This window comes from Kitasatospora sp. NPDC059722 (genome assembly GCF_042733235.1).
GTDB lineage: Bacteria > Actinomycetota > Actinomycetes > Streptomycetales > Streptomycetaceae > Kitasatospora.
On record NZ_JBHWGD010000015.1, the window covers coordinates 1 to 22,198 of the forward strand.

The window sequence follows — 22,198 nt, forward strand, 5'->3', positions numbered from 1 at the left end:
GGCGAACACCCCTCCGCCCCCGGCACGGCCCGGCTACACTCCCGACCACCAGGCCGCTGACCAGGGAAAACGGAGAACTCTCACTGGAGTACTAGTGTTCAACCCTGACACCGTGACAAGGTCAAGCCGGACGGGGGAGCGGGGCACGATGAGGATCGGCGAACTGGCGGGGCTCAGCGGTACGAGCGAGCGCCTGATCCGCTACTACGAGCGGGTCGGCCTGCTCACGTCGACGCGTCTCCCCAACGGCTACCGGGATTTCGAGCCGTCCGCCGAGCGGACCGTGCGCCAGATCCGCGCCCTGCTCGCGGCCGGGCTGCCGACGCGGACGATCCAGCAGCTCCTGCCCTGCGGCGAGCCGGACGGCCCGCTGCGCGCGTGTCCGGGGGTGCTGCGCAAGCTGCGCACCCAGCTCACCGAACTCGACCGCCGCGCCGATGAGTTGGACCAGGCCCGGCAGGCCCTGCGGCAGGCCATCGCGGCCACCGAGGCGGCCGGTCTGCCCCCGGCGGCCTGAGACGCTGGAGGGGCGTGGCCGACGTCGGCCACGCCCCGGTGGGTCACGGGAATCGGGAGGTATCAGGGAGCCTTGTTCGCCTCCGGCGCCCGGCGCACGCCGACACCGTGGGAGCCGTCAACGTCCTACGGGCCGGGCCGGGCCAGCCCGTCGCGAAGCCAACCAGGCTTGGCGAGAAGCCCCGGCTTCAACCGGGGGAGGAGTCACGTTGCACAGGGCCAGGTGGGTCGGAGGTGTGCTGACGGTGCGTGGCCGTACCGACCGCCGGTCGGCGGAGCGCGGGGCCGCTTCCTTAGCGGGACGTTAGATCTGGGCCGCACTCCTTGCCGCCGGTCGCGGCCCGGCTGCACGCTCTGGGGCACCTCACCCGCCCTGGAACACCCGTGGAGCCGCCATGTCGTCGTCCGAGTCATCCGCGTCGTCCGAGCCGTCAGCGTCGTCCGTGTCGCCTGGATCGATCGCCGCCCCTCCGAAACCGCCGCGCGAGGAGCGGGCCCGGCGGCGGCTCGCGCTCGTCGGGGGGTCGCTGGGGAACCTCGTGGAGTGGTACGACTGGTTCGTCTACGCCAGCTTCGCGGTGTACTTCGCCGACGACTTCTTCCCCGGCTCGGACTCCACGGCCAAGCTGATGAACACCGCCGGGATCTTCGCCGTCGGCTTCCTGATGCGGCCGGTCGGCGGCTGGGTGCTCGGACGGGCGGCCGACCGGCACGGGCGCAAGAGCGCGCTGACCCTGACGGTCACGATGATGTCGGCGGCGGCCGTGCTGATCGCGGTCGCGCCGACGTACGGGCAGGCCGGGTACCTCGGGGCGGCCGTCCTGCTGGTGGCGCGGCTGCTGCAGGGCCTGAGCATCGGCGGCGAGTACGCGGCGAGCGCGACCTACCTGACGGAGGCGTCGGCACCGGACCGTCGGGGGCTCGGGTCGTCGTTCCAGTACGTGTCGATGACGGTCGGCCAGCTGCTGGGCCTCGGCATCCTCATCGTCATGCAACACACGCTCACCGCGAAGGAGTTGCACGCCTGGGGCTGGCGGGTGCCGTTCCTCCTCGGCGCCGTCTTCGCGCTCGTGGTGTTCTGGCTGCGCCGCCGGCTGCCGGAGACGGACGCGTTCACCAAGGAGACCGCCGGCCGGGCCGAGGGCGCCCGGGGCACGCTGCGCGGGCTGTGGGAGCACCGCCGCCAGGCCGTCCTGGTCATGGCGCTCACGCTCGGCGGCACCGTCGCCTACTACACGTACACCACGTACCTCACCAAGTACCTGATCGGCAGTGCCGGCCTGCCCAAGAACACCGCGACGCTGGTCAGCTTCACCGCGCTCGCGGTCTTCGCCGCCGTGCAGCCGCTCGCCGGGCTGCTCTCCGACCGGATCGGGCGCCGCCCGCTGCTGATCACCTTCGCGATCGGCTGCACCGTGGGCACCTACCCGCTCATGTCCGCGCTGGGTTCGGCCTCCTCGTACTGGTCCGCGCTCGGTCTGTCCGTGGTGGCCCTGCTGATCGTCACCGGCTACACGTCGATCAACGCGGCCGTGAAGGCGGAGCTGTTCCCGACCCGCATCCGCGCCCTCGGCGTGGCCCTCCCGTACGCGCTCGCCAACGCGCTCTTCGGCGGCACGGCCGAGTACGTGGCGCTCTGGTTCAAGAACGCCGGCCACGAGTCCGGGTTCTTCTGGTACGTCTCGGCCTGCGCGCTGGTGTCGCTCGTCACGTACCTCTTCATGCCCGACACCCGCGACGCCGAGCTCGACCCGGCCGGGACCCCCGAGGCGGGTGCGGTGGCGCAGGCCGTACGGTAGTCACCTCACAGGTGGGGAGGACCGCGTGCACGTGCTTCTCGTCGAGGACGACGACCGCATGGCCCAGGCCCTCGCCACCGCCCTCGCCCGCCGCGGCCACACCGTGCGCCGGGTGGTGCGCGCCGCCGAGGCGCTGCGGCACGTGCGGGAGGCCGGGTTCGTCCTGCTCGACCTCGGCCTGCCCGACCTGGACGGCCTCGACCTGCTGCGCAAGCTGCGCACGGTCTGCCAGGTGCCGCTGATCGTCGTCACCGCCCGCAGCGAGGAGCGCGACATCGTCCAGGGGCTGCGGGCGGGGGCCGACGACTACGTGATCAAGCCGTTCCGGATGGCCGAACTCATCGCCCGCGTCGACACCGTGCGCCGCCGGCTCGGACGGCCCGCGCCCCCGGACGGCACCGGCCCCGGCACCGGCGACGGACGGCAGGTGCGCACCGGCGACGTCGTGGTCGACCTCGCCGGCCGGACGGTCACCGTCGGCGGCGCCGAAGTCCGGCTCACCCGGCGCGAGTTCGACGTCCTCGCACTGCTCGCCGCGCAGCCCGGCGACGTCCGCTCGCGCGAGGAGATCCTCGACCGCATCTGGGGCGACGCGTTCCTCGGCTCCTCGCGCTCCCTCGACGTCCACGTCGCCGGGATCCGCGCCAAGACCGGGCGCGCCGGACTCGTCCGCACGATCCGCGGGTACGGCTACCAGCTCGGCGACCTGGGGCGGGAGCGCGGTACCGGATGAGGCGCCGCCTGCTGGCCGTCCTGACCGCGCTCATCGGGACCGCCGTGCTGCTCCTCTCGCTGCCCCTGGCCGACTCCTACGCCCGCGGCCGGACGGAACACCTCCTCCTCCAGCGCCGCGCCGACGCCGTCCGCTTCGCCGACCTCGCCAACCGGATCCGCACCGACGCCGACCGCCGCGAACTCACCGCCGAACTCACCCGCTACGCCGAGCTCTACGGCGCCGCCGTGACCGTCGTCGACCCCTCCGGCGGGGTCCTCGGCCGGGCCGGGGCTACCCCCACGGACGCCATCGCGGAGGACGCCCGCAGCCGGGCCCTCACCGGCCGCTCCACCGAGATGCTGCCCACGATCCTCCCCTGGGGGCCGGACACCGTCCTCCTCGCCGAACCCGTGGGCCAGGACGAACGCGTCAACGGCGCCGTCCTGTTGACCGTCCCCACCGCCGCCGCGCGCCACGACGTCCTCGTCCGCTGGGCGCTCATCGCCGCGGGCGCCGTCACCGCGTTCGTCGCCGCCGCCCTCGTCGCGGCGGGGCTGGCCCGCTGGCTGCTGCGGCCCGTCGACGAACTCGACCGCGTGGTGGCCCGGTTGGCGGACGGACGGCTGGAGGCGCGGGCGGTGTCGGACGGCGGCCCGCCGGAACTGCGCAGGCTGCGGCGGCACTTCAACGGCATGGCGCAGGCCGTCGCCGACGCGCTGCGCCGCCAGCGCGACTTCGTCGCCGACGCCTCCCACCAACTCCGCAACCCGCTGGCCACCCTGGTCCTGCAACTGGAGAACGCCGAACCGCACGTACCGCCCGGCCCCGGCCTCGCCGCGCACGCCCTGGCCCTGGACGAGGCCGACCGGCTGGCCGAACTCCTGGACGGGCTACTGGCGTTGGCGAGGATGGAGTCCGCGTCCGAGCCGCTCGCGGAACACGACGTGTCGGCGGCCGTCCGCGACCGGGTGGCCGCCTGGGCGCCCGTGTTCCGCGCCGGCGGCCAGGAGCTGACGGCGGACGTCACCCCCGGCCTGCGTGCCCTCGCACTGCCCGACGCGGCCGGACGGGTGCTGGACGCGCTGCTCGACAACGCGGGCAAGTTCGTCCCGGAGGGGGAGCGGATCCACGTCACGGCCGAGGCCGCGCTCGACGGCGACGGCGGCGGCACTGTCGTCGTCGTCCGGGTGTCCGACACGGGCCCGGGCGTATCTGCCGAGCAACTCCCGCTACTGCTCAGGCGGTTCAGCAGAGCCCCCGAGCACCAGAACGTCCCCGGCACGGGCCTCGGCCTGGCCATAGCCGATGAGCTGGCGCGAGCGTGCGGCGGCACCCTGAACGTCGCCCCGGCGAGCCCGCACGGACTGACCGTCGAGCTCCGGCTCCCGGGGGCGGACGGGCGGAGCCCGAGCCAGGGGTCGGCCGAGCGGCCGTGAGCGCCGGCGGCCCGGGCCCCTCGGGTTCAATCCGTACCCCGCTGGTTGTACCAGCGGGGTACGGTCGAGATATGGCTGATGCGACGATCAAGGTTTCCCCTGAAACGCGTGACCGGCTGGCCGCTCTCGCGGCGGCCCGCGGCACCACGATCGGCGCCCAGGTCGCTCTGCTGGTGGAGGCGCAGCCCACCGCGGAGCAGATCGCGGAGCGCGTGGCCGAGGGGCGCCGGCTGCTGCGGGAGCACTTCGGGATGACCCTCGCCGACAAGGAATTGGACGAGGGCCCCAACCTGCTGCAAAGGGTCTACGACATCGCCGCCGCCGACGCCCGTGCCAAGGTCGCCCCGAGGCGTGGCGCGTGATCATTCTGGATTCCTGGACGCGACGACCGCCGTCCTGGTGGCGACCATGGTCCGCGACGGCTACGGCGGCCCGGATGTCGCCCATGCGATCTCCACGAGCCTGCCCACGCCGGTGCGTCCGCTGCAGCACCTGATCCTGACGGCCTGTCCGGAACTGTATCCGCCCGGGATCTCCACCGTCGACATCGACGATCCCCGTCCGGAGCCGTGAGCAACGGGAGCGTTGGGGAAAGCTCAGCCGTAGACCGACCGGTAGTACGCCGCCGCCCCCGGGTGCAGCGGCACCGCCCCGGTGGAGACGGCGAACCGGGGCTCCAGCCGGGCCCCCGCCGTCACGGCGCGCAGCAGCGTGGCCCACCGGTCGAACAGGATCCGCAGCAGCTCGCGCACGGCGTCCTCCGGCACACCCGGGCGGGCCGTCAGGTAGTTGCCGACTCCGACGGTGCCGATCGGGCTCCGCAGGCCGTACGCCCCGGCCGGGAGCGTGACCGCCGAGTACACGGGGCCGTACCGCTCGCGCAGCGTCCCGGCGACGTCGTCCAGCGGCACGAAGCGCACCGGCAGCTGCGCCGAGAGCCCGGCCACGGCGGGCGTCGGCACACCGCCGGACCAGAACACCGCGTCCACCTCGCCCGCCCGCAGCGCCGCCAGCGACTCGGCCAGCCCGAGCGTCTCCTCCTGCACCGGCGCGGCGCCGCCGGTCAGCGCGGCCTGCTGGAGCAGCCGCTTGGCCGTCACCTGGAGCCCGGAGCCCGCCGCACCGGTCGCGACGCGCCGCCCGGCGAGGTCGGCGAGTTCGTGCACCGGCCCGTCGGCGGGCGCGATGAGGTGGATGTAGTTGACGTAGACCCGCGCGAGCGCCGTCACGGCGAGCGGCCGGGCGAAGGTGTCGCGGCCGAGCACCGCGTCCTCGGCGGCGTCCGCGGTGGCGAGCGCGAGGTCGACGGACCCGCCGTCGAGCCGCCGCAGGTTGTCCACGCTGGCCGCGGTGCTCACGGGGGTGACGGACAGCCGCCGGCGGCCGGCCGCCACGGCGTCGGCGAAGGAGCGCCCGAAGGCGTTGTACGGCCCGCCCTCGGGCCCGCTCGCCAGCCGCAGCGACCCCGCTGGCCCGCCCCCGTCCGAGCACCCGGCGAGGACGGCGGCGGCCCCGCCGAGCAGCGCGGCCCGGCGGGTGACGGGCGGTCCGCCGATCAAAGCGTCACGAAGGCGTAGCCCTTGGCCTTGAGCGCCGGCAGCACCGAGCGCAGGGCGTCGAGCGTCTGCGAGCGGTCGCCGCCGCCGTCGTGGCAGAGCAGGATGTCGCCGGGCTTGGCGGCCAGCAGCTTCTCGGTGATCTTGTTGACGCCGGGCCGGGCCCAGTCCCGCGGGTCGACGTCCCAGTCGATCGGGGTCAGGCCGAGGCGCGCGGCCTCCTGGAAGACCGTCGGGGACCAGTCGCCGCCGGGCGAGCGGAACAGCGTCGGCACGGGGGCCCCGGCATCGACGACGACGGACTGCGTGTCGGTGAGCTGCTGTCGGATCTGCGCGGCGCTGCGGTGCGAGAACGGCTGGGGGTGCGTCATGGTGTGGTTGGCCAGCACGTGGCCGTCCGCGGCGATCTGCCGGATGACGTCCTTGTTGGCGTGCGCCTCGCTGCCGACCACGGAGAACGTGGCGCGGATGTCGTACTTGCGCAGCAGCTGCAGCACCTGCGGGGTGTAGAGCCGGCTCGGGCCGTCGTCGATGGTCAGGGCGACGGCGTTGGACGGCGCGGTGGGCAGCAGGTCGTGGACCTTGAAGACCGGCTTGCTGCGCACCCCGACGGGGGTGGCCGACGGCACCGGCAGCCCGGGGACGGCGGGCGGGTCGGTCGGCGCGGCGGGGGAGAAGGAGTCGTTCGGCGAGTCCCCGTTGGCGCTGTCGGCGCTCGCGGACCCGGAACTGCTGCACCCGGTCAGCGCGCCCCCGGCCCCGAGCACGGCGGCGCCCGTCGCCGCCCACGTCAGCAACTGCCGCCGCGCCACCGCCCGTTCGTCGCCCGCCCGGTCAGGTCGCCGCATTCCCATGAGCCGTCTCCCCCGTGTCCTTCTGCCGGTCCTGCCCCTCGGACGCGGTGGCGGCCCGGTCCGGTTGCCGTGATCACCGTTCTGAGGGTTCGCGAGGCAGCAGCGTACTCCCGGGGATCACCGGAAGTCGGCGGGCCCGACTTCTCGCTCACCCCGCTCGCCTCGCTCGCCTCGCTCACCTCGCTCGCCTCGCTCACCCCGCGAAGGCCTCCGCGACCGGTTCCGCACGGGCCGCCTGGTCCAGGTTCTGCTCCACCCAGCTGCGCAGGTGGTTCAGCGGGACGGCGGCGCTGCGCCCGAGCTCGGTGAGGGAGTATTCGACGTGCAGCGGGACCGCCGGGTAGACGGTGCGGTCGAGGATGCCGAAGTCCTCCAGGCGGCGCAGCGTCTGGGTCAGCACCTTCGGGCTGATGCCGCCGAGCCGGCGCTGGAGCGCGCCGAAGCGCTGCGGGCCCTCTTCCAGGGCGCCGATGGCGAGCGCGGACCACTTGTTGGCCAGCAGGTCGAGCAGCGGGCGGCAGGGGCACTGGGCGGTGTAGACGTCGTGGTGGTCGTGCTGGCCGCTGGGGCAGCTGGTCGCCATGCTTCTTACTCTCCTCAGCAGGATGCTTTCCAAAAGGAAGTAGTGTCCCTTGAAGGTAACCACATCCCTGCGGATAGCGTCGCCGACGTCAGGGGGAGGCCCGCGAGAGCCTCTCCGGAAGCACCTTTCGCAGGAGATGACACATGTCCACGGACACGATGCGCGCGATGGTCCAGAACGGCTTCGGCGGCCCGGATGTGCTGCGGGTCGAGCGGGTGCCGCGCCCGGTGCCGCTGCCCACCGAGGTGCTGGTGCGGGTGCACGCCGCCGGGGTCAACCCGGTGGACTGGAAGACCCGTGCCGGTTCGGGCATGGCCGGCCTGCTGGGCGAGGGCCCGTTCACCCTCGGCTGGGACGTGTCCGGCGTGGTCGAGGAGGTCGGCTTCGGCGTGACCACGCTGAAGCCCGGTGACGAGGTCTACGGCATGCCGTGGTTCCCCCGCCTCGCGGGCGGCTACTCCGAGTACGTGACCGCCCCGGCCCGGCAGTTCGCCCGCAAGCCCGCCGCCCTCGACCACGTGCACGCCGCCGCCGTGCCGCTGGCCGCGCTGACGGCCTGGCAGGCCGTCGTCGACACCGCCCAGGTCCAGGCCGGGCAGCGGGTCCTGATCACCGCCGCCGCCGGGGGCGTCGGCCACTTCGCCGTCCAGTTCGCCCGGCACCTGGGCGCCCACGTGATCGCCACCGCCGGCGCCGCCCGCCACCCCTGGCTCAAGGAGCTCGGCGCGGACGAGACCGTCGACTACACCACGACCCGCTTCGAGGAGGTCGTCGCCGACGTCGACGTCGTCATCGAGCTGGTGGGCGACGCCCACGACGACAGCAGCACCCGGTCGCTGAAGGTCCTGCGCCCCGGCGGTCTGCTGGTCACCATCCCGGCCGGCGTCTCCCCGGAGCTGGCCGCCGCGGCCGAGGCGGCCAGCGTGCGCGTGACCCCGTTCCTGGTCGAGCCGGACGGCACGGCGCTGACCGCGATCGCCGGCCTGATCGACGCCGGCGAGGTCGCCGTCGAGGTGGCGAAGACCTTCCCGCTGGAAGAGGCCGGCGCGGCCCACACCTTCGGCGAGACCGGCCGCACCCGCGGCAAGATCGTCCTGACCGTCACCGAAGGAGCGGCCTCGTGAGGACCGACACGTCCGCGAACACCACGCCCGCCCAGGCGGTGAGCCGGGCCGCCGCCGCCGAGCTGATCGCGGCCGTGCGCGCGGCCGCCGACCGGATCGGCTTCCCGGCGGCCGTCGCCGTCGTCGACCCGGGCGGGCACCTGAAGGCCTTCGACCGCGCCGACGGGGCGCCCTTCCTCACCGCCGAGGTGGCCGTCGACAAGGCGTGGACGGCGGCTTCGTTCGGGATCCCCACCCACGCGTGGAACGGCTACCTGGCCGATCCGCAGGTCACGCCGCTGGCCGGGCACCCGCGGCTGATGGCGGTGGGCGGCGGCTACCCGGTCCTCGCGGACGGCCGGTGCGTCGGAGGCCTCGGGGTCTCCGGCGGCAGCTACGAGCAGGACCGGGAGGCCGCCGAGGAGGCGCTGGCCGCGCTCGGGTTCGACCTGCCCGCCGACCGGTAGGGGCCGTCCCACCGCCGGACGCAGCACGGGCACCCCGCCCCGCCCTGCCGGCGGTCAGGGGTTGTTGAGCGCGTACGAGCGGAAGGTTGCGAGCAGCGGCAGGACCTCGGTCTTGTTCGGGTCCTCCGTGACCGCCCGCATCGCGTCGATCACCACGTGGGCGATGGCCTTCGTCACGACCAGGTCGTCCGGCGGGGCCACCGCGCCCCACACCTTCAGCGCCCGGGTGAGCAGTGCGCTCATCCGGGCGCCGATGTTGGCGCTCACGGCGTCCGACAGCTCGGCGATCTCCTCGTCGCTCATCGTCGAGCGCAGGCCGAAGGCGAGCGCCATGAGCGTGTCCATCGCGTGCTCGCCGTACGCGGCCACCAGTGCCGGGAGGGTCTGCTCGTCCGGCCCGCCCGCGGAGAGGGCGGACAGGGCCTCGTCGTCGTCCTTCCACGCCGCCTCCAGGGCGGCCAAGGCTCGGAGAGCCTCGTCTACCGTCAGCCCGTCTGTCATGAGGAGAACGGTATTGAGCCGAACCGGCCCGCACACGGTTCGGGGGCCGACATCACACCTTCGAGCGAAGCCCGGCTCATTCCGGCCGGTGGGCCTCGGCGAAGTGCTCCGCATCCCACGTACCGCCCAGTTCCGGGGCCAGCGAGGCGAGGGCCAGCGCGGCGAAGTCGGCGGCGGCGCCGGCGCGTTCGGGGAGCGCGCCGAGGAGCGGGGCGCCGGCCGAGCGCGGCAGGTCGGCGAGGTTGCAGCGTTCGGCGAGGCCGGGCGCGGCGGGCCAGGAGCCGACGACGACGCCCGCGAGCGGAAGTCCGCGCGCCGCGAGGGCCTCCGCCGTCAGGGCGACGATGTTGAGGGTGCCGAGTCCGGCCGACGCGATGAGCAGCACCTCGGCGGGCAGTCCGGCGTCCAGCACGGCCCTGGCCTGGTCGGCGAGCGTCCGGCCCTCGTCGTCGTAGCGCACCAGCAGGCCGCCCGCGCCCTCGACCAGGACGAGGTCGTGCTCCGCCGCCAGCTCGCGGACGGCGGCGACGACGTCCTCCGGGGCCAGGCGCGGCATCCCGGCCCGGCGGGCCGCCGTGTCGGGGGCCAGCGGCTCGGGGTAGCGCACGAGCTCACGGATCGTCAGATCGCCCGCCAGGCGCCGGACTTCGGCAGCGTCCCCGGGCTCGCCGGGCGCGACGCCGGTCTGACCGGGCTTGAGCACGGCGACCCGCAGGCCGCCGCGCAGGGCCGCCGACGCGACGGCCGCCGTGGCGATCGTCTTGCCGACGTCGGTGTTCGTCCCGGTGACGAACAGGATCCGCGCGCTCATCCCGCCACCGCCGCGGCCACCTGCGCTCGTCCCGCCACCGCCGCGGCCACCTGCGCTCGTCCCGCCACCGCCGCGGCCACCTGCGCTCGTCCCGCCACCGCCGCGGCGACTCGCGCTCATCCCGCCACCGCCGCGGCGACTCGCGCTCGTCCCGCCACCGCCGCGGCGACCTGCGCTCATCCCGCCACCGCCGCGGCGACTCGCGCTCATCCCGCCACCGCCGCGGCGGTCACGGCGGCCGCGATGCGGGCCACGTCCTCGTCCTGCGTCACGTAGGGGGGCATGGTGTAGATCAGGTCCCGGAAGGGGCGCAGCCAGACGCCCTCGCGGGCGGCGGCCTCGGTGGCGGCGGCGACGTCGACCGGGTGGTCCAACTGCACCACCCCGATGGCGCCCTGGACGCGCACGTCGTGCACGCCGGGTACGTCGGCGGCGGCCGCGAGCCCGTCCCGCAGGCCGTTGCCGATGCGCTTCACCTCGGTCTCCCAGTCCTGCCCGAGCAGCAGGTCGATGGAGGCGTTGGCGACCGCGCAGGCCAGCGGGTTGCCCATGAACGTCGGCCCGTGGGCCAGCACCGGCACCTCGCCGCGGCTGATCCCGTCCGCGACCTCGCCCGTGCAGAGCGCGGCGGCCAGCGTCAGGTACCCGCCGGTGATGGCCTTGCCGAGGCACATGACGTCGGGGGAGACGCCCGCGTGGTCGGCGGCGAACAGGGCGCCGCTGCGGCCGAACCCGGTCGCGATCTCGTCGAAGACGAGCAGCACGCCGTGCCGGTCGCACAGCTCGCGCAGCATCCGCAGGTAGGCGGGGGAGTGGAAGCGCATCCCGCCCGCGCCCTGGACGACCGGCTCGACGATGACGGCGGCGAGCTCGTCCGCGTGCCGCTCCATCAGCGCCTCGAACTCCCGCGCGTACGCGGGGTCGAGCGGCTCGTCGAACCCGGCGGGCGGCTGCGGCGCGAAGAGCTGCCCGGGCAGCACCCCGCCCCACAGGTGGTGCATGCCGCCGTCGGGGTCGCACACGGACATCGGGTGGAAGGTGTCGCCGTGGTAGCCGCCGCGCCAGGTCAGCAGCCGGCGCTTCTCGGGGCGGCCGGTGGAGCGCCAGTACTGGAGGCACATCTTCATCGCGACCTCGACCGCGACCGATCCGGAGTCGGCGAGGAACACGTGCTGCAGCGGCTCGGGCGTGATCTCCACCAGCCGGGCCGCGAGCCGGACGGCGGGCTCGTGGGTGAGCCCGCCGAACATCACGTGGCTCATCCGCCCCAGCTGGTCCCGGACGGCCTCGTCGAGCACCGGGTGCCGGTACCCGTGGACGGCCGCCCACCAGGACGACATGCCGTCGACGAGCTCCCGCCGCCCGCCCGCGACCGGTTCGGCGAGCCGCAGCCGGACGCCGGAGGCGGACTCCACCACGAACGGGGTGGCGGTGCCGGGCATCGGGCCGTACGGGTGCCAGACGTGGGCGCGGTCGAGCGAGAGCAGCGTGTCCGGGGACAGCTGGGACGACATGACGGGGGTTCTCCTGGACTGTCGGGCGTGGAGCGTGGGTCCGGTGCCGGCCGGACGGCCGCGCGGCGGGCGCGCGGCCCCGGTGGCGGCCGAACCGTCAGGCGTTGGGCGCGAGTTCGGTGCCGGCGCCGCGGCGGCGGACCTTGACCAGGTCGCTGCGCAGTCCGTCCGTGGACTCGGCGGCGTCCCTCGCGACAGCAGCGGCCGGGGCGGGCTCCGCGTGGCCGTGCCCGCCGCACGGGCCGCAGCCGCCGCCGCTGCCGCAGGCCGACGCGGCCGAACCGCAGCCGGAGGCGGTGGGGGCGGCGGCGCTCGTGCCGCAGCCGGAGGCCGTCGAGCCGCAGCCCGAGGCGGCGGCGATGTCGGCCCGGTGGCGCGGCAGGGTGGCCTCGCCCGCGCCCTCGACCTCGAAGCCCGCGTCCTTGATCATGTCGAGGTCGGTCTGCCCGGCCTGCCCCTCGCTGGTCAGGTAGTCGCCGAGGAAGATGGAGTTGGCGACGTGCAGGCCGAGCGGCTGCATCGAGCGCAGGTGCACCTCGCGCCCGCCGGCGATCCGCACCTCGGTGTCCGGGTTGACGAAGCGCACCATCGCGAGGATGCGCAGGCAGCGCTGCGGGGTGAGGTTCCACTCCTGGGCGAGCGGCGTGCCCTCGAACGGGATGAGGAAGTTGACCGGGACGGAGTCCGAGCCCAGCTCGCGCAGCGCGAACACGACGTCGACCAGGTCCTCGTCGCTCTCGCCCATGCCCGCGATGAGGCCCGAGCAGGCGGAGAGCCCGGCGCCGTGCGCCTTCTGCACGGTGTCCACGCGGTCCGCGTAGGTGTGGGTGGTGGCGATGTCGCCGTAGGTGCTCTCGGAGGTGTTGAGGTTGTGGTTGTAGGCGTCCGCGCCGGCCGCCTTCAGCCGCTCCGCCTGGTTGTCGGAGAGCAGGCCCAGGCAGACGCAGATCTCGACCTCGGGGTCGGCGTCCTTGATGGCGGCCATGGTGTCGGTGACGCGGTCGATGTCGCGGTCCGTCGGGCCGCGGCCGCTGGCCACCAGGCAGACGCGCTTGGCGCCGCCCGCCACGCCGGCGCGCGCCGCGTCCGCGGCCTGCTCCGGCTTGAGCCAGGTGTACTTGAGGATCTCGGCCTTGGAGCCCAGCCGCTGCGAGCAGTAACTGCAGTCCTCCGGGCAGAGCCCGCTCTTGAGGTTCACCAGGTAGTTGAGCTTCACCCGGCGGCCGAACCACCTGCGGCGGACCTTGCCGGCGGCGGCGACGACGTCCAGCAGCTCGTCGTCGGTGGTGGCGAGGACGGCCAGCGCCTCCTCGCGGGTCGGGACTTCGCCGCGCAGGCCCTTGGCGGTGAGGGTATCGAGCAGATCCATGGGCCTGATCCTGCCTGTTGGTGTTCGGCCGACGCCAGAGCAAACCCACCAGAAGATCGGCGGGAGGATGTGCGAGTTGTCACAGTGTCGGAGCTCACGGTAGTGACGCGAGTCACGTCGACGGTGACACGGCCGCCCGGACGGCCCGCGAGCGGCTGGTTCGCCGCCGAACGCAGTGCGTGGCGGGCTGTTACCCGGCAGTAGTGAGCGATGATCCACAAGCACCGACCCCGTGATCTGGGCCACCCGGCCGTTGCTTAGAATCTGCGCCATGACCACGCAGGGGGAGCGCACCCCGACTCCGGGAGACGGCCAGACGGGCCAGGCAGGACAGCGGTTCGGCGGGGGCGCCGGCGCGTACCGGGGCAGGCGGCCGTCCGCCCGGCGGCTGATCGGCTGGACGGCGGTCGTGGGCGTGGTCGTGGCCGGCGGCTGGATCATCACCCGGCCCAATCCCGGCGACTACATACCCGGGCTCGGCCCGTCCGCCAAGGACGCGGCCAGGACCCCGCCGGTCGTCGGCGCCCCGCCGCCGCCCACCGACCCCGAGGCCCTCAACGTCGAGACGTACTTCCCGTCCCAGCGGCTGATCGAGCTCGGCGCCTACAAGGGCAAGCGCAACGGCGCGCGGCGCGGCGAGAACTGCGTCGAGGCGCAGCAGGACCGCGCCCAGGACCTGCTCAAGGACAGCGGCTGCCAGGCCTACCTGACCGTCAGCGTCACCGGCCAGGACAAGCCGGTGCTCAGCAGCGTCACCATCCTGCGCTTCGCCGACCAGGCCGCCGCCGGCCGGGCCGCGGAGGCGCTGCGGGCCAAGCCCGGCGCGCTGGCCTTCATCCTCCCCAACGCCGATGTGGACAACTCCCCGGCTACCGCTGCCGCCAAGCCCGGCACCGAGCCGCGGGTCGAGGCGGTCGGGCACTACGTGACGGTGACCAGCTCCCGCCTGCCCGCCGACGCCCACGCGCCGTCGGCGACGCCCAGCACCGTGCCCGGCTCCGCGCCCGCGGCGAGCCCGTCGGCGTCCGGGACCGCGGCACCCACGCCCGAGCAGGTCCTCGACGAGGCGACGCGCGCCGTGTCGTACACGGCGGGCGCGCAGTTCGTCTGGATGTAGGGCGCGTCTTCCGCATCAGCCCGGGTGATCCGAAAGACACGTCCCGGTCCGCCACCGCAGTACGCCGGAGGGGGCCCGCTTGCTCAAGCGGGCCCCCTCCTTCACGTCTTGACGGGCCGTCGGCCGATCGTCAGCCGCCCAGCCGGTCCACCGCGGTCACGCGCACCACGGCGCGGCCCTCCTCGTCCGAGCCGTACAGGTCGACCTCCGCGCTGATCCCCCAGTCGTGGTCGCCCGCCGGATCGTCGAAGATCTGGCGGACCCGCCAGGCGGAGTCCTCCTCCTCGATGATCAGCATCTTCGGGCCGCGCGCGTCCGGGCCGGTGCCGAGGTCGTCGTACTCGTCCCAGTACCCGTCCATGGCGTCCGCCCAGCGGTCCGCGTCCCAGCCGTACTCGCCGTCCAGCTGTCCGAGTTCGTTCCAGTGCTCCAGCGCGCACAGCTCCACGCGGCGGAACATCTCGTTGCGCACCAGCACCCGGAACGCCCGGGCGTTGGCCGTCACCGGCGCCGGCTTGTCGTCCAGCGTCACCTCGGCGGCCTGCGGCTCGGTCGGGTTGGCGAGCTGCTCCCACTCGTCGAGCAGGCTGGAGTCGACCTGGCGGACCAGCTCGCCGAGCCACGCGATGACGTCCTTGAGGTCGTCGGTCTTCACGTCCTCGGGGACGGTCTGCTCCAGCGCCTTGTAGGCGCCCGCCAGGTAGCGCAGCACGATGCCCTCGGTGCGGGCCAGCTCGTAGTGGCCGACGTAGTCCGAGAACGTCATCGCCCGCTCGTACAGGTCGCGGACCACGGACTTCGGCGCCAGCTGGTGGTCGCCGATCCACGGGTGCGCCCGGCGGTAGACCTCGTAGGCGTGGGTGAGCAGCTCCTCCAGCGGCTTCGGGTACGTGATCTCCTGGAGCCGCTCCATGCGCTCCTCGTACTCGATCCCGTCGCGCTTCATCTCGCCGACGGCCTCGCCGCGCGCCTTGTTCTGCTGCGAGGCGAGGATCTGGCGCGGGTCGTCCAGCGTGGCCTCCACGACGGAGATCACGTCCATCGCGTACGACGGCGAGGCCGGGTCGAGCAGCTCGAAGGAGGCCAGCGCGAAGGTGGACAGCGGCTGGTTGAGCGCGAAGTTCTCCTGGAGGTCCAGGGTCAGGCGCACGATCCGGCCCTCGGCGTCCGGCTCCGGCAGCCGCTCGACCACGCCGCCCTCCAGCAGCGAGCGGTAGATCGCGATCGTGGTGCGGATGTGCCGGCGCTGCGCCGCCTTCTCCTCGTGGTTGTCGGTCAGCAGCTTGCGCATCGCCTCGAAGGCGTTGCCCGGGCGGCCGATCACCGACAGCAGCATCGCGTGGCTCACCTTGAACCGCGACACCAGCGGCTCCGGGTCGGCGGCGATCAGCTTCTCGAAGGTCTCCTCGGTCCAGCCGACGAAGCCCTCCGGGGCCTTCTTCCGGACGACCTTGCGCTTCTTCTTCGGGTCGTCCCCGGCCTTCGCGATCGCCTTGTCGTTCTCGATCACGTGCTCGGGCGCCTGCGCCACCACCTGGCCGACCGTGTCGAACCCGGCCCGCCCGGCCCGCCCGGCGATCTGGTGGAACTCGCGGGCGCGCAGGATCCGCACCCGGGTGCCGTCGTACTTCGACAGCGCGGTGAACAGCACCGTGCGGATCGGCACGTTGACGCCGACGCCGAGCGTGTCCGTGCCGCAGATGACCTTCAGCAGACCCGCCTGCGCCAGGCGCTCGACCAGCCGGCGGTACTTCGGCAGCATGCCCGCGTGGTGCACGCCGATGCCGTGCCGCACGAACCGCGACAGGTTGCGGCCGAACTTGGTGGTGAAGCGGAAGTTGCCGATCAGGTCGGCGATGGCGTCCTTCTCCGCCTTCGAGCACATGTTGATGCTCATCAGCGACTGCGCCCGCTCCACCGCCTCCTTCTGCGTGAAGTGCACGACGTAGACCGGCGCCTGGCCGGTCTTCAGCAGCTCCTCCAGCGTGTCGTGCATCGTCGTGCGGCGGTACTCGTAGAACAGCGGCACCGGACGCGTCGCGTTGCGCACCACGGTCGTGGGCCGCCCGGTGCGCCGGGTCAGGTCCTCCTCGAACCGGCGCACGTCGCCGAGCGTCGCCGACATCAGCAGGAACTGCGCCTGCGGCAGCTCCAGCAGCGGGATCTGCCACGCCCACCCGCGGTCCGGCTCCGCGTAGAAGTGGAACTCGTCCATCACGACCTGCCCGATGTCCGCCCGGGTACCGTCGCGCAGCGCGATCTGCGCCAGCACCTCGGCCGTGCAGCAGATGATCGGCGCGGTCGGGTTCACGCTCGCGTCGCCGGTCATCATGCCGACCTGCTCGGTGCCGAACATCTTCACCAGGTCGAAGAACTTCTCCGACACCAGCGCCTTGATCGGGGCGGTGTAGAACGTCCGCTGCCCCTCCGCCAGCGCGGCGAAGTGCGCCCCCGCCGCCACCAGGCTCTTCCCCGACCCGGTCGGCGTCGCGAGGATGACGTTGTTCCCCGACACCAACTCGATCAGCGCCTCCTCCTGCGCCGGGTACAGCGTGATCCCACGCTCCTCCGCCCAGGCTGCGAACGTCTCGAACAGCGCATCGGGCGTGGCGGGCTTCGGCATCAGATCTAGGAGGCTCACCCGGCTATCTTGCCTGCTGGCCGCCACCCCGGGCAAAGCCCGCCCCCTCACGACGGCACGGTGGGCGCACGATCGGCGCGCCGGACGTCCTGCGGGGCGCGCACAACCGCTGGCGCCGATCATGTGCCGAGTCGCACATTGCCCGGTCGTCGGGGCGCGTGCCAGAGTGCCGGGCATGGCCCACCCCCTCGCGTCCGACGCCCCCGAATCGCACTCGACCGCCCCCGCCCCGGCGGGGGTCTTCGACTGGCTGGACGAGGCCGCCGCGCTGCGCGCCGACGCCGGGCTGACGCGGACGCTGCGCAGCCGGGAGGCCGAGGACGGGCTGCTGGACCTCGCGGGGAACGACTACCTCGGGCTCACCCGGCACCCGGTGGTGACCCGGGCGGCGGCGGACGCGGCGCTGCGGTGGGGCGGCGGGTCGACCGGATCGCGGCTGGTGACGGGCACGACGGCGCTGCACACCGAACTGGAGGCGGAACTGGCCGCGTTCTGCGGGGTGGAGGCCGCGCTGGTCTTCTCCTCCGGGTACACCGCCAACCTCGCCGCGCTCACCGCGCTCACCGACCCGGACACCGTCATCGTGTCCGACGCCTACAACCACGCCTCCCTCATCGACGGCTGCCGCCTCGCGCGCGCCGACGTCCACCGGGCCCCCCACAGCGACCCGGACGCCGTCCGCCGGGCGCTCGGCGAGCGCACGCAGCGGCGGGCGCTGGTCGTCACCGACTCCGTCTTCTCGGTGGACGGCGACGCCGCCCCGCTGCCCGCCCTCTCCGCCGCCGCCCGCGCCCACGGCGCCGCGCTGCTCGTCGACGACGCCCACGGGCTCGGCGTCCTCGGCCCCGGCGGCCGCGGCGCCCTCGCCGCGGCCGGCCTCGCCGGGCAGCCCGACACCGTCGCGACGGTGACGCTCTCCAAGTCCCTCGGCTCCCAGGGCGGCGCCGTCCTCGGTCCGCGCCGCGTCATCCGCCACCTGACCGAGACGGCCCGCACCTTCATCTTCGACACCGGCCTCGCCCCCGCCGCCGCCGGCGCGGCCCTCGCCGCCCTGCGCCTCCTGCGCGCCGAACCCCACCGCGCCGACCGCACCCGCGAGGTCGCCCGCACCCTCGCCGCCCGCCTCACCGCCGCCGGCCTGCACGCCTGCGAACCGGACGCCGCCGTGGTCTCCGTCCGCGCCCCCGGCCCCGAGGCCGCCGTCGCCTGGGCCGCCGACTGCCGCCGCGCCGGCCTCGCCGTCGGCTGCTTCCGCCCCCCGTCCGTCCCGGACGGCATCTCCCGCCTGCGCCTCACCGCCCGCGGCGACCTGACGGACGCCCAGATCGCCGAAGCCGTCGGCACCATCGCCGACCTGGCCCCGGCGGGCGCCCGGCTGGGGTGACGCCCCCGGGGGTCAGGGCGTGAGGTCGATGACCCGGACCGCCTCTCCGGCCCACCGCTTGGGTTCTGCGGTGGCGACGACCGCCCCGGCCGGGCGGTCCGGGGTCGGTGTGGCGGCGTAACGGGTGTGTGCGTGGGCCCAGGTGGAGTCGGCGGCCACGGTCAGGGCGGATGCGAGATCGAGGTCCAGGACGGTGATCCCCGGCAGCGCGGCCAAGTGTTCTGCTGTTCCCGGCCGGACGCGGTCGGCCTCTACCAGGGCACAGGTGGGGGCGTAGAGATACCAGCCGGGCTCGGAATGGGCCTGGTGGATGATGCGGGAAGCCAGGATGTTCCCGCGGCCGGCGGCCACCATGGCGGTGTCGTCGAGGATCACGTGGAGTTCGGTCACCTGATGCCCGCCTCTGTCAACCGCCGGTTGAGTTCGGCGTCCAGTTCCTTGATCCGCTCGGGGCTCGGGTCATAGCCGTTCCAGGCCTTGAGGACAGTGCGCGCCTGTTCGGCACGTTCTGCGCGTTCGTCCGGAGTCAGCGTGGTCTCGGCCAGCCGGGCGAGGTAGGCGCGGAGCGACAGGTGTTCGGCGGCCGCTATCTTGGCAAGCCTGTCGCGGGCCTCGACGGGAATCCGGATGTTGGCGTCGGCCATCGTTTGCCTCCTTTTGGCTGCCGCCAGCATATGGGTACGCACCTGTACCCGTGCCCGGATCGGGCGAACCACACCCGATCGGGTGACGGCAACCAGGGGTCGGCGGCGGGCGTCCCCCGTGGCGGGGGTGGGTCATGGCGGATCGGCGGGCGGTGGCCGTGGTCGTCGGGGTGCTGCTGCTCTGGTTGTCGGGGTGGCTGGTCGGCGGGCCGGTGCGGCAGTTCGAGCGGGCGGCCGGGCTGGTGGGGGTGTCGGGGGAGTTCACGGCCGCCACGTGCGTGATCTCCGCCTACGAGGACGGGCCGCCGCCCGCGGACTGCCGGGGCGTGTTCCGGCCGGACGGCGGCGGTGCGGCGAACGAGCGGGCGCGGATCTGGTCCGGGGCCTCGGTGGGGCAGGGCGTGCGGGCGGTGTGCGAGGGCGACGAGTGCCACGTCGTCTCGGCGGCCGAGGTCGCGCGGACGGTCACCTTGATCTCGCTGACGCTCCTGCCCGGCGCGGTCGGGCTGCTGGTGATGGTGGGGCTCGGGCTGGGCATGGCCGAGGGAAAGGCGATGCTCGTGCCGGGGGTGGTGGCAGCCGTCCTGGTCGTGGTGCTGACGCTCGCCGGGGTGGCCTGGATCGCCCTGGCCGTCATCGGACTCTGAGGCCGCCCAGCTCCGCCAGGAAGACGGTGTCCGCGCCGCCCCGCCCCGCGGCGAGGCGCGGCGCGGCGACGATCGGCGCGATCGCGCGGCACCAGGCGAGGACGCGGGCGGGGTCGGAGCCGGGGACGAGCGGGCAGAGGGCTGCGATGCGCCCATCGAGGTCCGTGCGGGACGTCACGGCGTCGAGCACCCAGTCGAGGAGGTCGAAGTCCGGGTCGCCGAGCGTCGCGCGCGGGTCGATGGCGACCGGTCCGTCCGGCCCGTCGAGGACGTTGCCGGGGTGCAGGTCGCCGTGGACGAGGGCGACGGGGCCGTCCGCCGCGAGCGCGAGGGCGAACGCACGCGCCGACGCCGGGACGAGCCCGGGGGCACGACGCTCGGTGAGGTCGAACAGGAAGTCCACCCGCTGCGCCAGCGACGGCAGGGCCACCCCGTCGACGGGGACGGACCGCAGCGCCGACAGCACACCCGCGACCTCCTCCGGCCGCCACGCCCGCTGCCGCAGCGTCGTCCCCGGGGCGACGCCCGCGAGCAGCAGCGCGCCCGTCGCGTCGTCGTGCGCGAGCAGCCGGACGACGGAGGGCAGGCCCGCCCAGGCCCGCAGCGCCGCCTCCTCCTCGGCCGCGACCCGGCGGTCCGGCGTGAGCTTGAGCCACACGGTGGCGCCGGCGACGTCCGTGCAGCGGAACACCCGGGCCGTCCCGCCCCCGCCCGCCGCGACCACGCTCAGGCCCCAACGTGCTGCGAGCCCGTCCACGAGCTCCGGCAGTGCGTCGCACCACGCCTCCGCCGACGGCCCGAAGCGGACGGCGAACCGGGCGCGGACGTCTTCCGGGACGGTGGTTGTCACGGCCGCCCCACGATCAGTAGCACCTCGGCGCCGACGGGCTTGTACCCGGCGGCCTGGAACGCGCGGACGCTGGTCGCATTGCCCGGCGCCTGCTGCGCCCACAGGACGTCGCCCTCGGGCAGCAGGTGTCGGGCGGCCGTGGCCAGGGCCCGGCCGAGGCCACGCCCGCGGGCCTGCGGGTCGACCTCGATCGCGGCCTCCCAGCGGCCGGCGACGCCGCGGCCGAGGACGAGCACGCCGCCCTCGGCGGTGAACACGCGGACGTCCTCGCGGTACCGCAGGGCGCGGACGACGCGCGGGTGCTCCCGGTCCTCGACGGGGGCCAGCGGGAGCGGCGGCGGGCCGGGCAGGCGGGTGGCGACGGTGAGCAGGTCGATGTTGTTGACCACGCGCCCGGTGCGCGCGGCGAAGGCGGTGAGGAACGGCGGGCAGAGCGGCGCGGCGAGCGGATCGCTCGGCACGGCGGCGAGCGTCCCGTGCACCCAGGCCGGGTCCTCGTCGGTGAAGACGACCGCGTGCGCGGAGAACGACAGCACACCCGCCTCACGCTCCGACGGCTGCGGGACGACCGTCACCGCTCCGTCCGACGGCGGGAAGACCCCGCCCGCCGCGTCCGCCAGAATCTCCGCCAGCCCCCGTGTTCCCATGGCGCCGAGCCTAGCGGGCTACGTCACGTCACTTCTTCTTGGCCCGGCTCGGCTGGACCCGCGTCGGCTCGCCCTCGGCCTTGGGATGGTCGGGCGGGTACGGGAGTTCGCCGAGGCCCTCGTCGTGCAGCTGCTTGTCGTACAGCTCCAGCAGCGCCTCCAGGCGGAACGCCTCGCTCTCCATCCCGGCGTTCAGGTCGCCGAGTTCGGCGAAGCGGGCGGGGACGGTGCGCAGGTCGAAGTCCTCGGGGGCGGCGTCGTCGAGCTCGTCCCAGCGCAGCGGGGCGGAGGCGGTGGCGCGGGGGCGGGCACGAAGGGAGTAGGCGGAGGCGATGGTGCGGTCCCGGGCCATCTGGTTGTAGTCGACGAAGATGCGCTCGCCGCGCTCCTCCTTCCACCACGCGGTGGTGACCTTCCCGGGCATGCGCTGCTCCAGCACTCGGCCGAGCGCGATCACCGCGTGCCGGCCGTCGGTGAACGTCCACTCCGGCGCCAGCGGGACGTAGACGTGCAGGCCGCGCCCGCCGGAGGACTTGGGCCAGCCGCGCAGCCCGAACTCCTCCAGGAGCGCCCGCAGTTCGTGGGCGGCGCGGACGGCGTCGTGGAAGTCGGTGCCGGGCTGCGGGTCGAGGTCGATGCGCAGCTCGTCGATGTGGTCGGTGTCGGCGCGGCGGACCGGCCAGGGGTGGAAGGTGAGGCAGCCGAGGTTCGCGGCCCACAGGACGGCGGCGGGTTCGGTGGGGCAGATCTCGTCGGCGGAGCGCCCGCTGGGGAAGTTGATGCGGGCGGTGGGCAACCACTCGGGCAGGCCCTTGGGGGCGCGCTTCTGGTAGAAGAACTCGCCCTCGACGCCGTCCGGGAAGCGCTGCAGCGTGGTCGGCCGGTCGCGCAGCCCGCGCAGCACGCCTTCGGCGACGGCCAGGTAGTACTGCGCGACGTCGAGCTTGGTGAACCCGCGTTCCGGGTAGTACACCTTGTCCGGGTTCGACAGGCGGACGGTGCGCCCGGCGACCTCCAGTTCCACGGCTGAGCCCATGCCTCTCA

Annotated in this window: 24 protein-coding genes; 11 read left to right on the top strand and 13 right to left on the bottom strand. The window is 74.2% G+C overall.

Translation table 11 applies throughout. The features are described 5' to 3' along the window. The first annotated feature begins 148 nt into the window (after positions 1 to 148). From ACFV4F_RS12375 to ACFV4F_RS12400, 6 genes are all read left to right on the top strand, one after another. Entirely contained in the window at positions 149 to 517 is a 369-nt protein-coding gene (locus ACFV4F_RS12375; RefSeq protein WP_380501976.1) for a MerR family transcriptional regulator, read from the top strand. Between the two features lie 457 nt (positions 518 to 974). After that, positions 975 to 2,315, top strand: coding sequence for an MFS transporter (locus tag ACFV4F_RS12380; protein ID WP_380502137.1), 1,341 nt, complete (start codon positions 975 to 977; stop codon positions 2,313 to 2,315). A 25-nt stretch (positions 2,316 to 2,340) separates the two neighbouring features. Continuing rightward, the gene (locus ACFV4F_RS12385; RefSeq protein ID WP_380501978.1) at positions 2,341 to 3,048 is read left to right on the top strand and encodes a response regulator transcription factor; all 708 of its coding nucleotides are present in this window, start codon (positions 2,341 to 2,343) and stop codon (positions 3,046 to 3,048) included. Then, positions 3,045 to 4,466, top strand: coding sequence for an ATP-binding protein (locus ACFV4F_RS12390; protein ID WP_380501980.1), 1,422 nt, complete (start codon positions 3,045 to 3,047; stop codon positions 4,464 to 4,466). Before ACFV4F_RS12385 ends, ACFV4F_RS12390 begins: the two co-directional genes overlap by 4 nt. Before the next feature lie 71 nt (positions 4,467 to 4,537). After that, entirely contained in the window at positions 4,538 to 4,828 is a 291-nt protein-coding gene (locus ACFV4F_RS12395; RefSeq protein WP_380445848.1) for a hypothetical protein, read from the top strand. Between the two features lie 37 nt (positions 4,829 to 4,865). Then, complete coding sequence (locus ACFV4F_RS12400) at positions 4,866 to 5,039, top strand: hypothetical protein (protein WP_380501982.1); 174 nt, start codon at positions 4,866 to 4,868, stop codon at positions 5,037 to 5,039. 23 nt (positions 5,040 to 5,062) lie between these two features. On the opposite strand, the gene ACFV4F_RS12405 is transcribed toward ACFV4F_RS12400, so the two are convergent. The 3 genes from ACFV4F_RS12405 to ACFV4F_RS12415 all read right to left on the bottom strand — a co-directional run bounded on the left by ACFV4F_RS12405 (position 5,063) and on the right by ACFV4F_RS12415 (position 7,459). Further along, positions 5,063 to 6,025 carry a TAXI family TRAP transporter solute-binding subunit gene (locus ACFV4F_RS12405; RefSeq protein ID WP_380501984.1) on the bottom strand — a complete coding sequence of 321 codons (963 nt, stop codon included), beginning with the start codon at positions 6,023 to 6,025 and terminating at the stop codon, positions 5,063 to 5,065. Continuing rightward, a complete protein-coding gene (locus tag ACFV4F_RS12410; protein WP_380501986.1) occupies positions 6,022 to 6,876 on the bottom strand; it encodes a polysaccharide deacetylase family protein in 855 nt (284 codons plus the stop codon). Before ACFV4F_RS12410 ends, ACFV4F_RS12405 begins: the two co-directional genes overlap by 4 nt. 193 nt (positions 6,877 to 7,069) lie before the next feature. Then, on the bottom strand, positions 7,070 to 7,459 hold the full coding sequence (locus ACFV4F_RS12415) for a winged helix-turn-helix transcriptional regulator (protein WP_380501988.1): 390 nt from the start codon (positions 7,457 to 7,459) through the stop codon (positions 7,070 to 7,072). Between the two features lie 143 nt (positions 7,460 to 7,602). On the opposite strand from ACFV4F_RS12415, the gene ACFV4F_RS12420 reads away from it, so the two are divergent. Continuing rightward, the gene (locus tag ACFV4F_RS12420) at positions 7,603 to 8,583 is read left to right on the top strand and encodes an NADP-dependent oxidoreductase (protein ID WP_380501990.1); all 981 of its coding nucleotides are present in this window, start codon (positions 7,603 to 7,605) and stop codon (positions 8,581 to 8,583) included. Beyond that, positions 8,580 to 9,029 carry a heme-binding protein gene (locus ACFV4F_RS12425; protein ID WP_380501992.1) on the top strand — a complete coding sequence of 150 codons (450 nt, stop codon included), beginning with the start codon at positions 8,580 to 8,582 and terminating at the stop codon, positions 9,027 to 9,029. Before ACFV4F_RS12420 ends, ACFV4F_RS12425 begins: the two co-directional genes overlap by 4 nt. A gap of 54 nt (positions 9,030 to 9,083) precedes the next feature. Here the strand turns inward: ACFV4F_RS12425 and ACFV4F_RS12430 are convergent, their stop codons facing one another. The 4 genes from ACFV4F_RS12430 to bioB all read right to left on the bottom strand — a co-directional run bounded on the left by ACFV4F_RS12430 (position 9,084) and on the right by bioB (position 13,224). Then, on the bottom strand, positions 9,084 to 9,530 hold the full coding sequence (locus tag ACFV4F_RS12430; RefSeq protein WP_380445841.1) for a hypothetical protein: 447 nt from the start codon (positions 9,528 to 9,530) through the stop codon (positions 9,084 to 9,086). 76 nt (positions 9,531 to 9,606) lie between these two features. Further along, a complete protein-coding gene (bioD, locus tag ACFV4F_RS12435; RefSeq protein WP_380501994.1) occupies positions 9,607 to 10,341 on the bottom strand; it encodes a dethiobiotin synthase in 735 nt (244 codons plus the stop codon). A 206-nt stretch (positions 10,342 to 10,547) separates the two neighbouring features. Beyond that, the gene (locus ACFV4F_RS12440; protein WP_380501996.1) at positions 10,548 to 11,855 is read right to left on the bottom strand and encodes an adenosylmethionine--8-amino-7-oxononanoate transaminase; all 1,308 of its coding nucleotides are present in this window, start codon (positions 11,853 to 11,855) and stop codon (positions 10,548 to 10,550) included. A gap of 97 nt (positions 11,856 to 11,952) precedes the next feature. Continuing rightward, positions 11,953 to 13,224: a biotin synthase BioB gene (bioB, locus tag ACFV4F_RS12445; RefSeq protein WP_380501998.1), complete on the bottom strand. Its 1,272-nt coding sequence runs from the start codon at positions 13,222 to 13,224 to the stop codon at positions 11,953 to 11,955. Positions 13,225 to 13,495: 271 nt separating this feature from the next. On the opposite strand from bioB, the gene ACFV4F_RS12450 reads away from it, so the two are divergent. Next, complete coding sequence (locus ACFV4F_RS12450; protein ID WP_380502000.1) at positions 13,496 to 14,341, top strand: hypothetical protein; 846 nt, start codon at positions 13,496 to 13,498, stop codon at positions 14,339 to 14,341. A 130-nt stretch (positions 14,342 to 14,471) separates the two neighbouring features. Here ACFV4F_RS12450 and ACFV4F_RS12455 read toward each other — a convergent pair whose 3' ends face one another. Then, positions 14,472 to 16,964 carry a DEAD/DEAH box helicase gene (locus tag ACFV4F_RS12455; RefSeq protein WP_380502139.1) on the bottom strand — a complete coding sequence of 831 codons (2,493 nt, stop codon included), beginning with the start codon at positions 16,962 to 16,964 and terminating at the stop codon, positions 14,472 to 14,474. 193 nt (positions 16,965 to 17,157) lie between these two features. Here ACFV4F_RS12455 and ACFV4F_RS12460 point away from each other — a divergent pair, with 193 nt between their 5' ends. Further along, complete coding sequence (locus ACFV4F_RS12460; RefSeq protein WP_380502002.1) at positions 17,158 to 18,366, top strand: 8-amino-7-oxononanoate synthase; 1,209 nt, start codon at positions 17,158 to 17,160, stop codon at positions 18,364 to 18,366. Between the two features lie 12 nt (positions 18,367 to 18,378). Here the strand turns inward: ACFV4F_RS12460 and ACFV4F_RS12465 are convergent, their stop codons facing one another. Then, a complete protein-coding gene (locus tag ACFV4F_RS12465) occupies positions 18,379 to 18,720 on the bottom strand; it encodes a hypothetical protein (protein ID WP_380502141.1) in 342 nt (113 codons plus the stop codon). Positions 18,721 to 18,752: 32 nt separating this feature from the next. Beyond that, positions 18,753 to 19,010 (bottom strand): hypothetical protein, encoded by a 258-nt coding sequence (locus tag ACFV4F_RS12470; protein ID WP_380445835.1) that lies wholly within the window; start codon positions 19,008 to 19,010, stop codon positions 18,753 to 18,755. Between the two features lie 134 nt (positions 19,011 to 19,144). On the opposite strand from ACFV4F_RS12470, the gene ACFV4F_RS12475 reads away from it, so the two are divergent. Continuing rightward, positions 19,145 to 19,657: a hypothetical protein gene (locus tag ACFV4F_RS12475; RefSeq protein WP_380445834.1), complete on the top strand. Its 513-nt coding sequence runs from the start codon at positions 19,145 to 19,147 to the stop codon at positions 19,655 to 19,657. On the opposite strand, the gene ACFV4F_RS12480 is transcribed toward ACFV4F_RS12475, so the two are convergent. Genes ACFV4F_RS12480 through ligD form a run of 3 tightly spaced genes read right to left on the bottom strand, consistent with a single transcriptional unit; the run spans position 19,644 to position 22,190 of the window. Further along, positions 19,644 to 20,507 (bottom strand): aminoglycoside phosphotransferase family protein, encoded by an 864-nt coding sequence (locus ACFV4F_RS12480; protein ID WP_380445833.1) that lies wholly within the window; start codon positions 20,505 to 20,507, stop codon positions 19,644 to 19,646. The two genes, ACFV4F_RS12475 and ACFV4F_RS12480, sit on opposite strands and share 14 nt — an antisense overlap. Continuing rightward, a complete protein-coding gene (locus ACFV4F_RS12485; RefSeq protein ID WP_380502004.1) occupies positions 20,504 to 21,154 on the bottom strand; it encodes a GNAT family N-acetyltransferase in 651 nt (216 codons plus the stop codon). The genes ACFV4F_RS12480 and ACFV4F_RS12485 overlap by 4 nt, the downstream gene beginning before the upstream one ends. A gap of 28 nt (positions 21,155 to 21,182) precedes the next feature. Continuing rightward, positions 21,183 to 22,190: a non-homologous end-joining DNA ligase gene (gene ligD, locus ACFV4F_RS12490; protein WP_380502006.1), complete on the bottom strand. Its 1,008-nt coding sequence runs from the start codon at positions 22,188 to 22,190 to the stop codon at positions 21,183 to 21,185. Between the last annotated feature and the right edge of the window lie 8 nt (positions 22,191 to 22,198).

Excerpts from the sequence above, each read along its gene's own strand:
- bioB (WP_380501998.1), bottom strand. The coding sequence starts at position 13,224 with ATGGATCTGCTCGATACCCTCACCGCCAAGGGCCTGCGCGGCGAAGTC.
- ACFV4F_RS12440 (WP_380501996.1), bottom strand. The coding sequence starts at position 11,855 with ATGTCGTCCCAGCTGTCCCCGGACACGCTGCTCTCGCTCGACCGCGCC.
- ACFV4F_RS12415 (WP_380501988.1), bottom strand. The coding sequence starts at position 7,459 with ATGGCGACCAGCTGCCCCAGCGGCCAGCACGACCACCACGACGTCTAC.
- ACFV4F_RS12465 (WP_380502141.1), bottom strand. The coding sequence starts at position 18,720 with ATGGTGGCCGCCGGCCGCGGGAACATCCTGGCTTCCCGCATCATCCAC.
- ACFV4F_RS12375 (WP_380501976.1), top strand. The coding sequence starts at position 149 with ATGAGGATCGGCGAACTGGCGGGGCTCAGCGGTACGAGCGAGCGCCTG.
- ACFV4F_RS12450 (WP_380502000.1), top strand. The coding sequence starts at position 13,496 with ATGACCACGCAGGGGGAGCGCACCCCGACTCCGGGAGACGGCCAGACG.
- ligD (WP_380502006.1), bottom strand. The coding sequence starts at position 22,190 with ATGGGCTCAGCCGTGGAACTGGAGGTCGCCGGGCGCACCGTCCGCCTG.
- ACFV4F_RS12485 (WP_380502004.1), bottom strand. The coding sequence starts at position 21,154 with ATGGGAACACGGGGGCTGGCGGAGATTCTGGCGGACGCGGCGGGCGGG.
- ACFV4F_RS12455 (WP_380502139.1), bottom strand. The coding sequence starts at position 16,964 with ATGCCGAAGCCCGCCACGCCCGATGCGCTGTTCGAGACGTTCGCAGCC.
- ACFV4F_RS12470 (WP_380445835.1), bottom strand. The coding sequence starts at position 19,010 with ATGGCCGACGCCAACATCCGGATTCCCGTCGAGGCCCGCGACAGGCTT.
- ACFV4F_RS12430 (WP_380445841.1), bottom strand. The coding sequence starts at position 9,530 with ATGACAGACGGGCTGACGGTAGACGAGGCTCTCCGAGCCTTGGCCGCC.
- ACFV4F_RS12475 (WP_380445834.1), top strand. The coding sequence starts at position 19,145 with ATGGCGGATCGGCGGGCGGTGGCCGTGGTCGTCGGGGTGCTGCTGCTC.
- ACFV4F_RS12410 (WP_380501986.1), bottom strand. The coding sequence starts at position 6,876 with ATGGGAATGCGGCGACCTGACCGGGCGGGCGACGAACGGGCGGTGGCG.
- ACFV4F_RS12395 (WP_380445848.1), top strand. The coding sequence starts at position 4,538 with ATGGCTGATGCGACGATCAAGGTTTCCCCTGAAACGCGTGACCGGCTG.
- bioD (WP_380501994.1), bottom strand. The coding sequence starts at position 10,341 with ATGAGCGCGCGGATCCTGTTCGTCACCGGGACGAACACCGACGTCGGC.
- ACFV4F_RS12420 (WP_380501990.1), top strand. The coding sequence starts at position 7,603 with ATGTCCACGGACACGATGCGCGCGATGGTCCAGAACGGCTTCGGCGGC.
- ACFV4F_RS12390 (WP_380501980.1), top strand. The coding sequence starts at position 3,045 with ATGAGGCGCCGCCTGCTGGCCGTCCTGACCGCGCTCATCGGGACCGCC.
- ACFV4F_RS12460 (WP_380502002.1), top strand. The coding sequence starts at position 17,158 with ATGGCCCACCCCCTCGCGTCCGACGCCCCCGAATCGCACTCGACCGCC.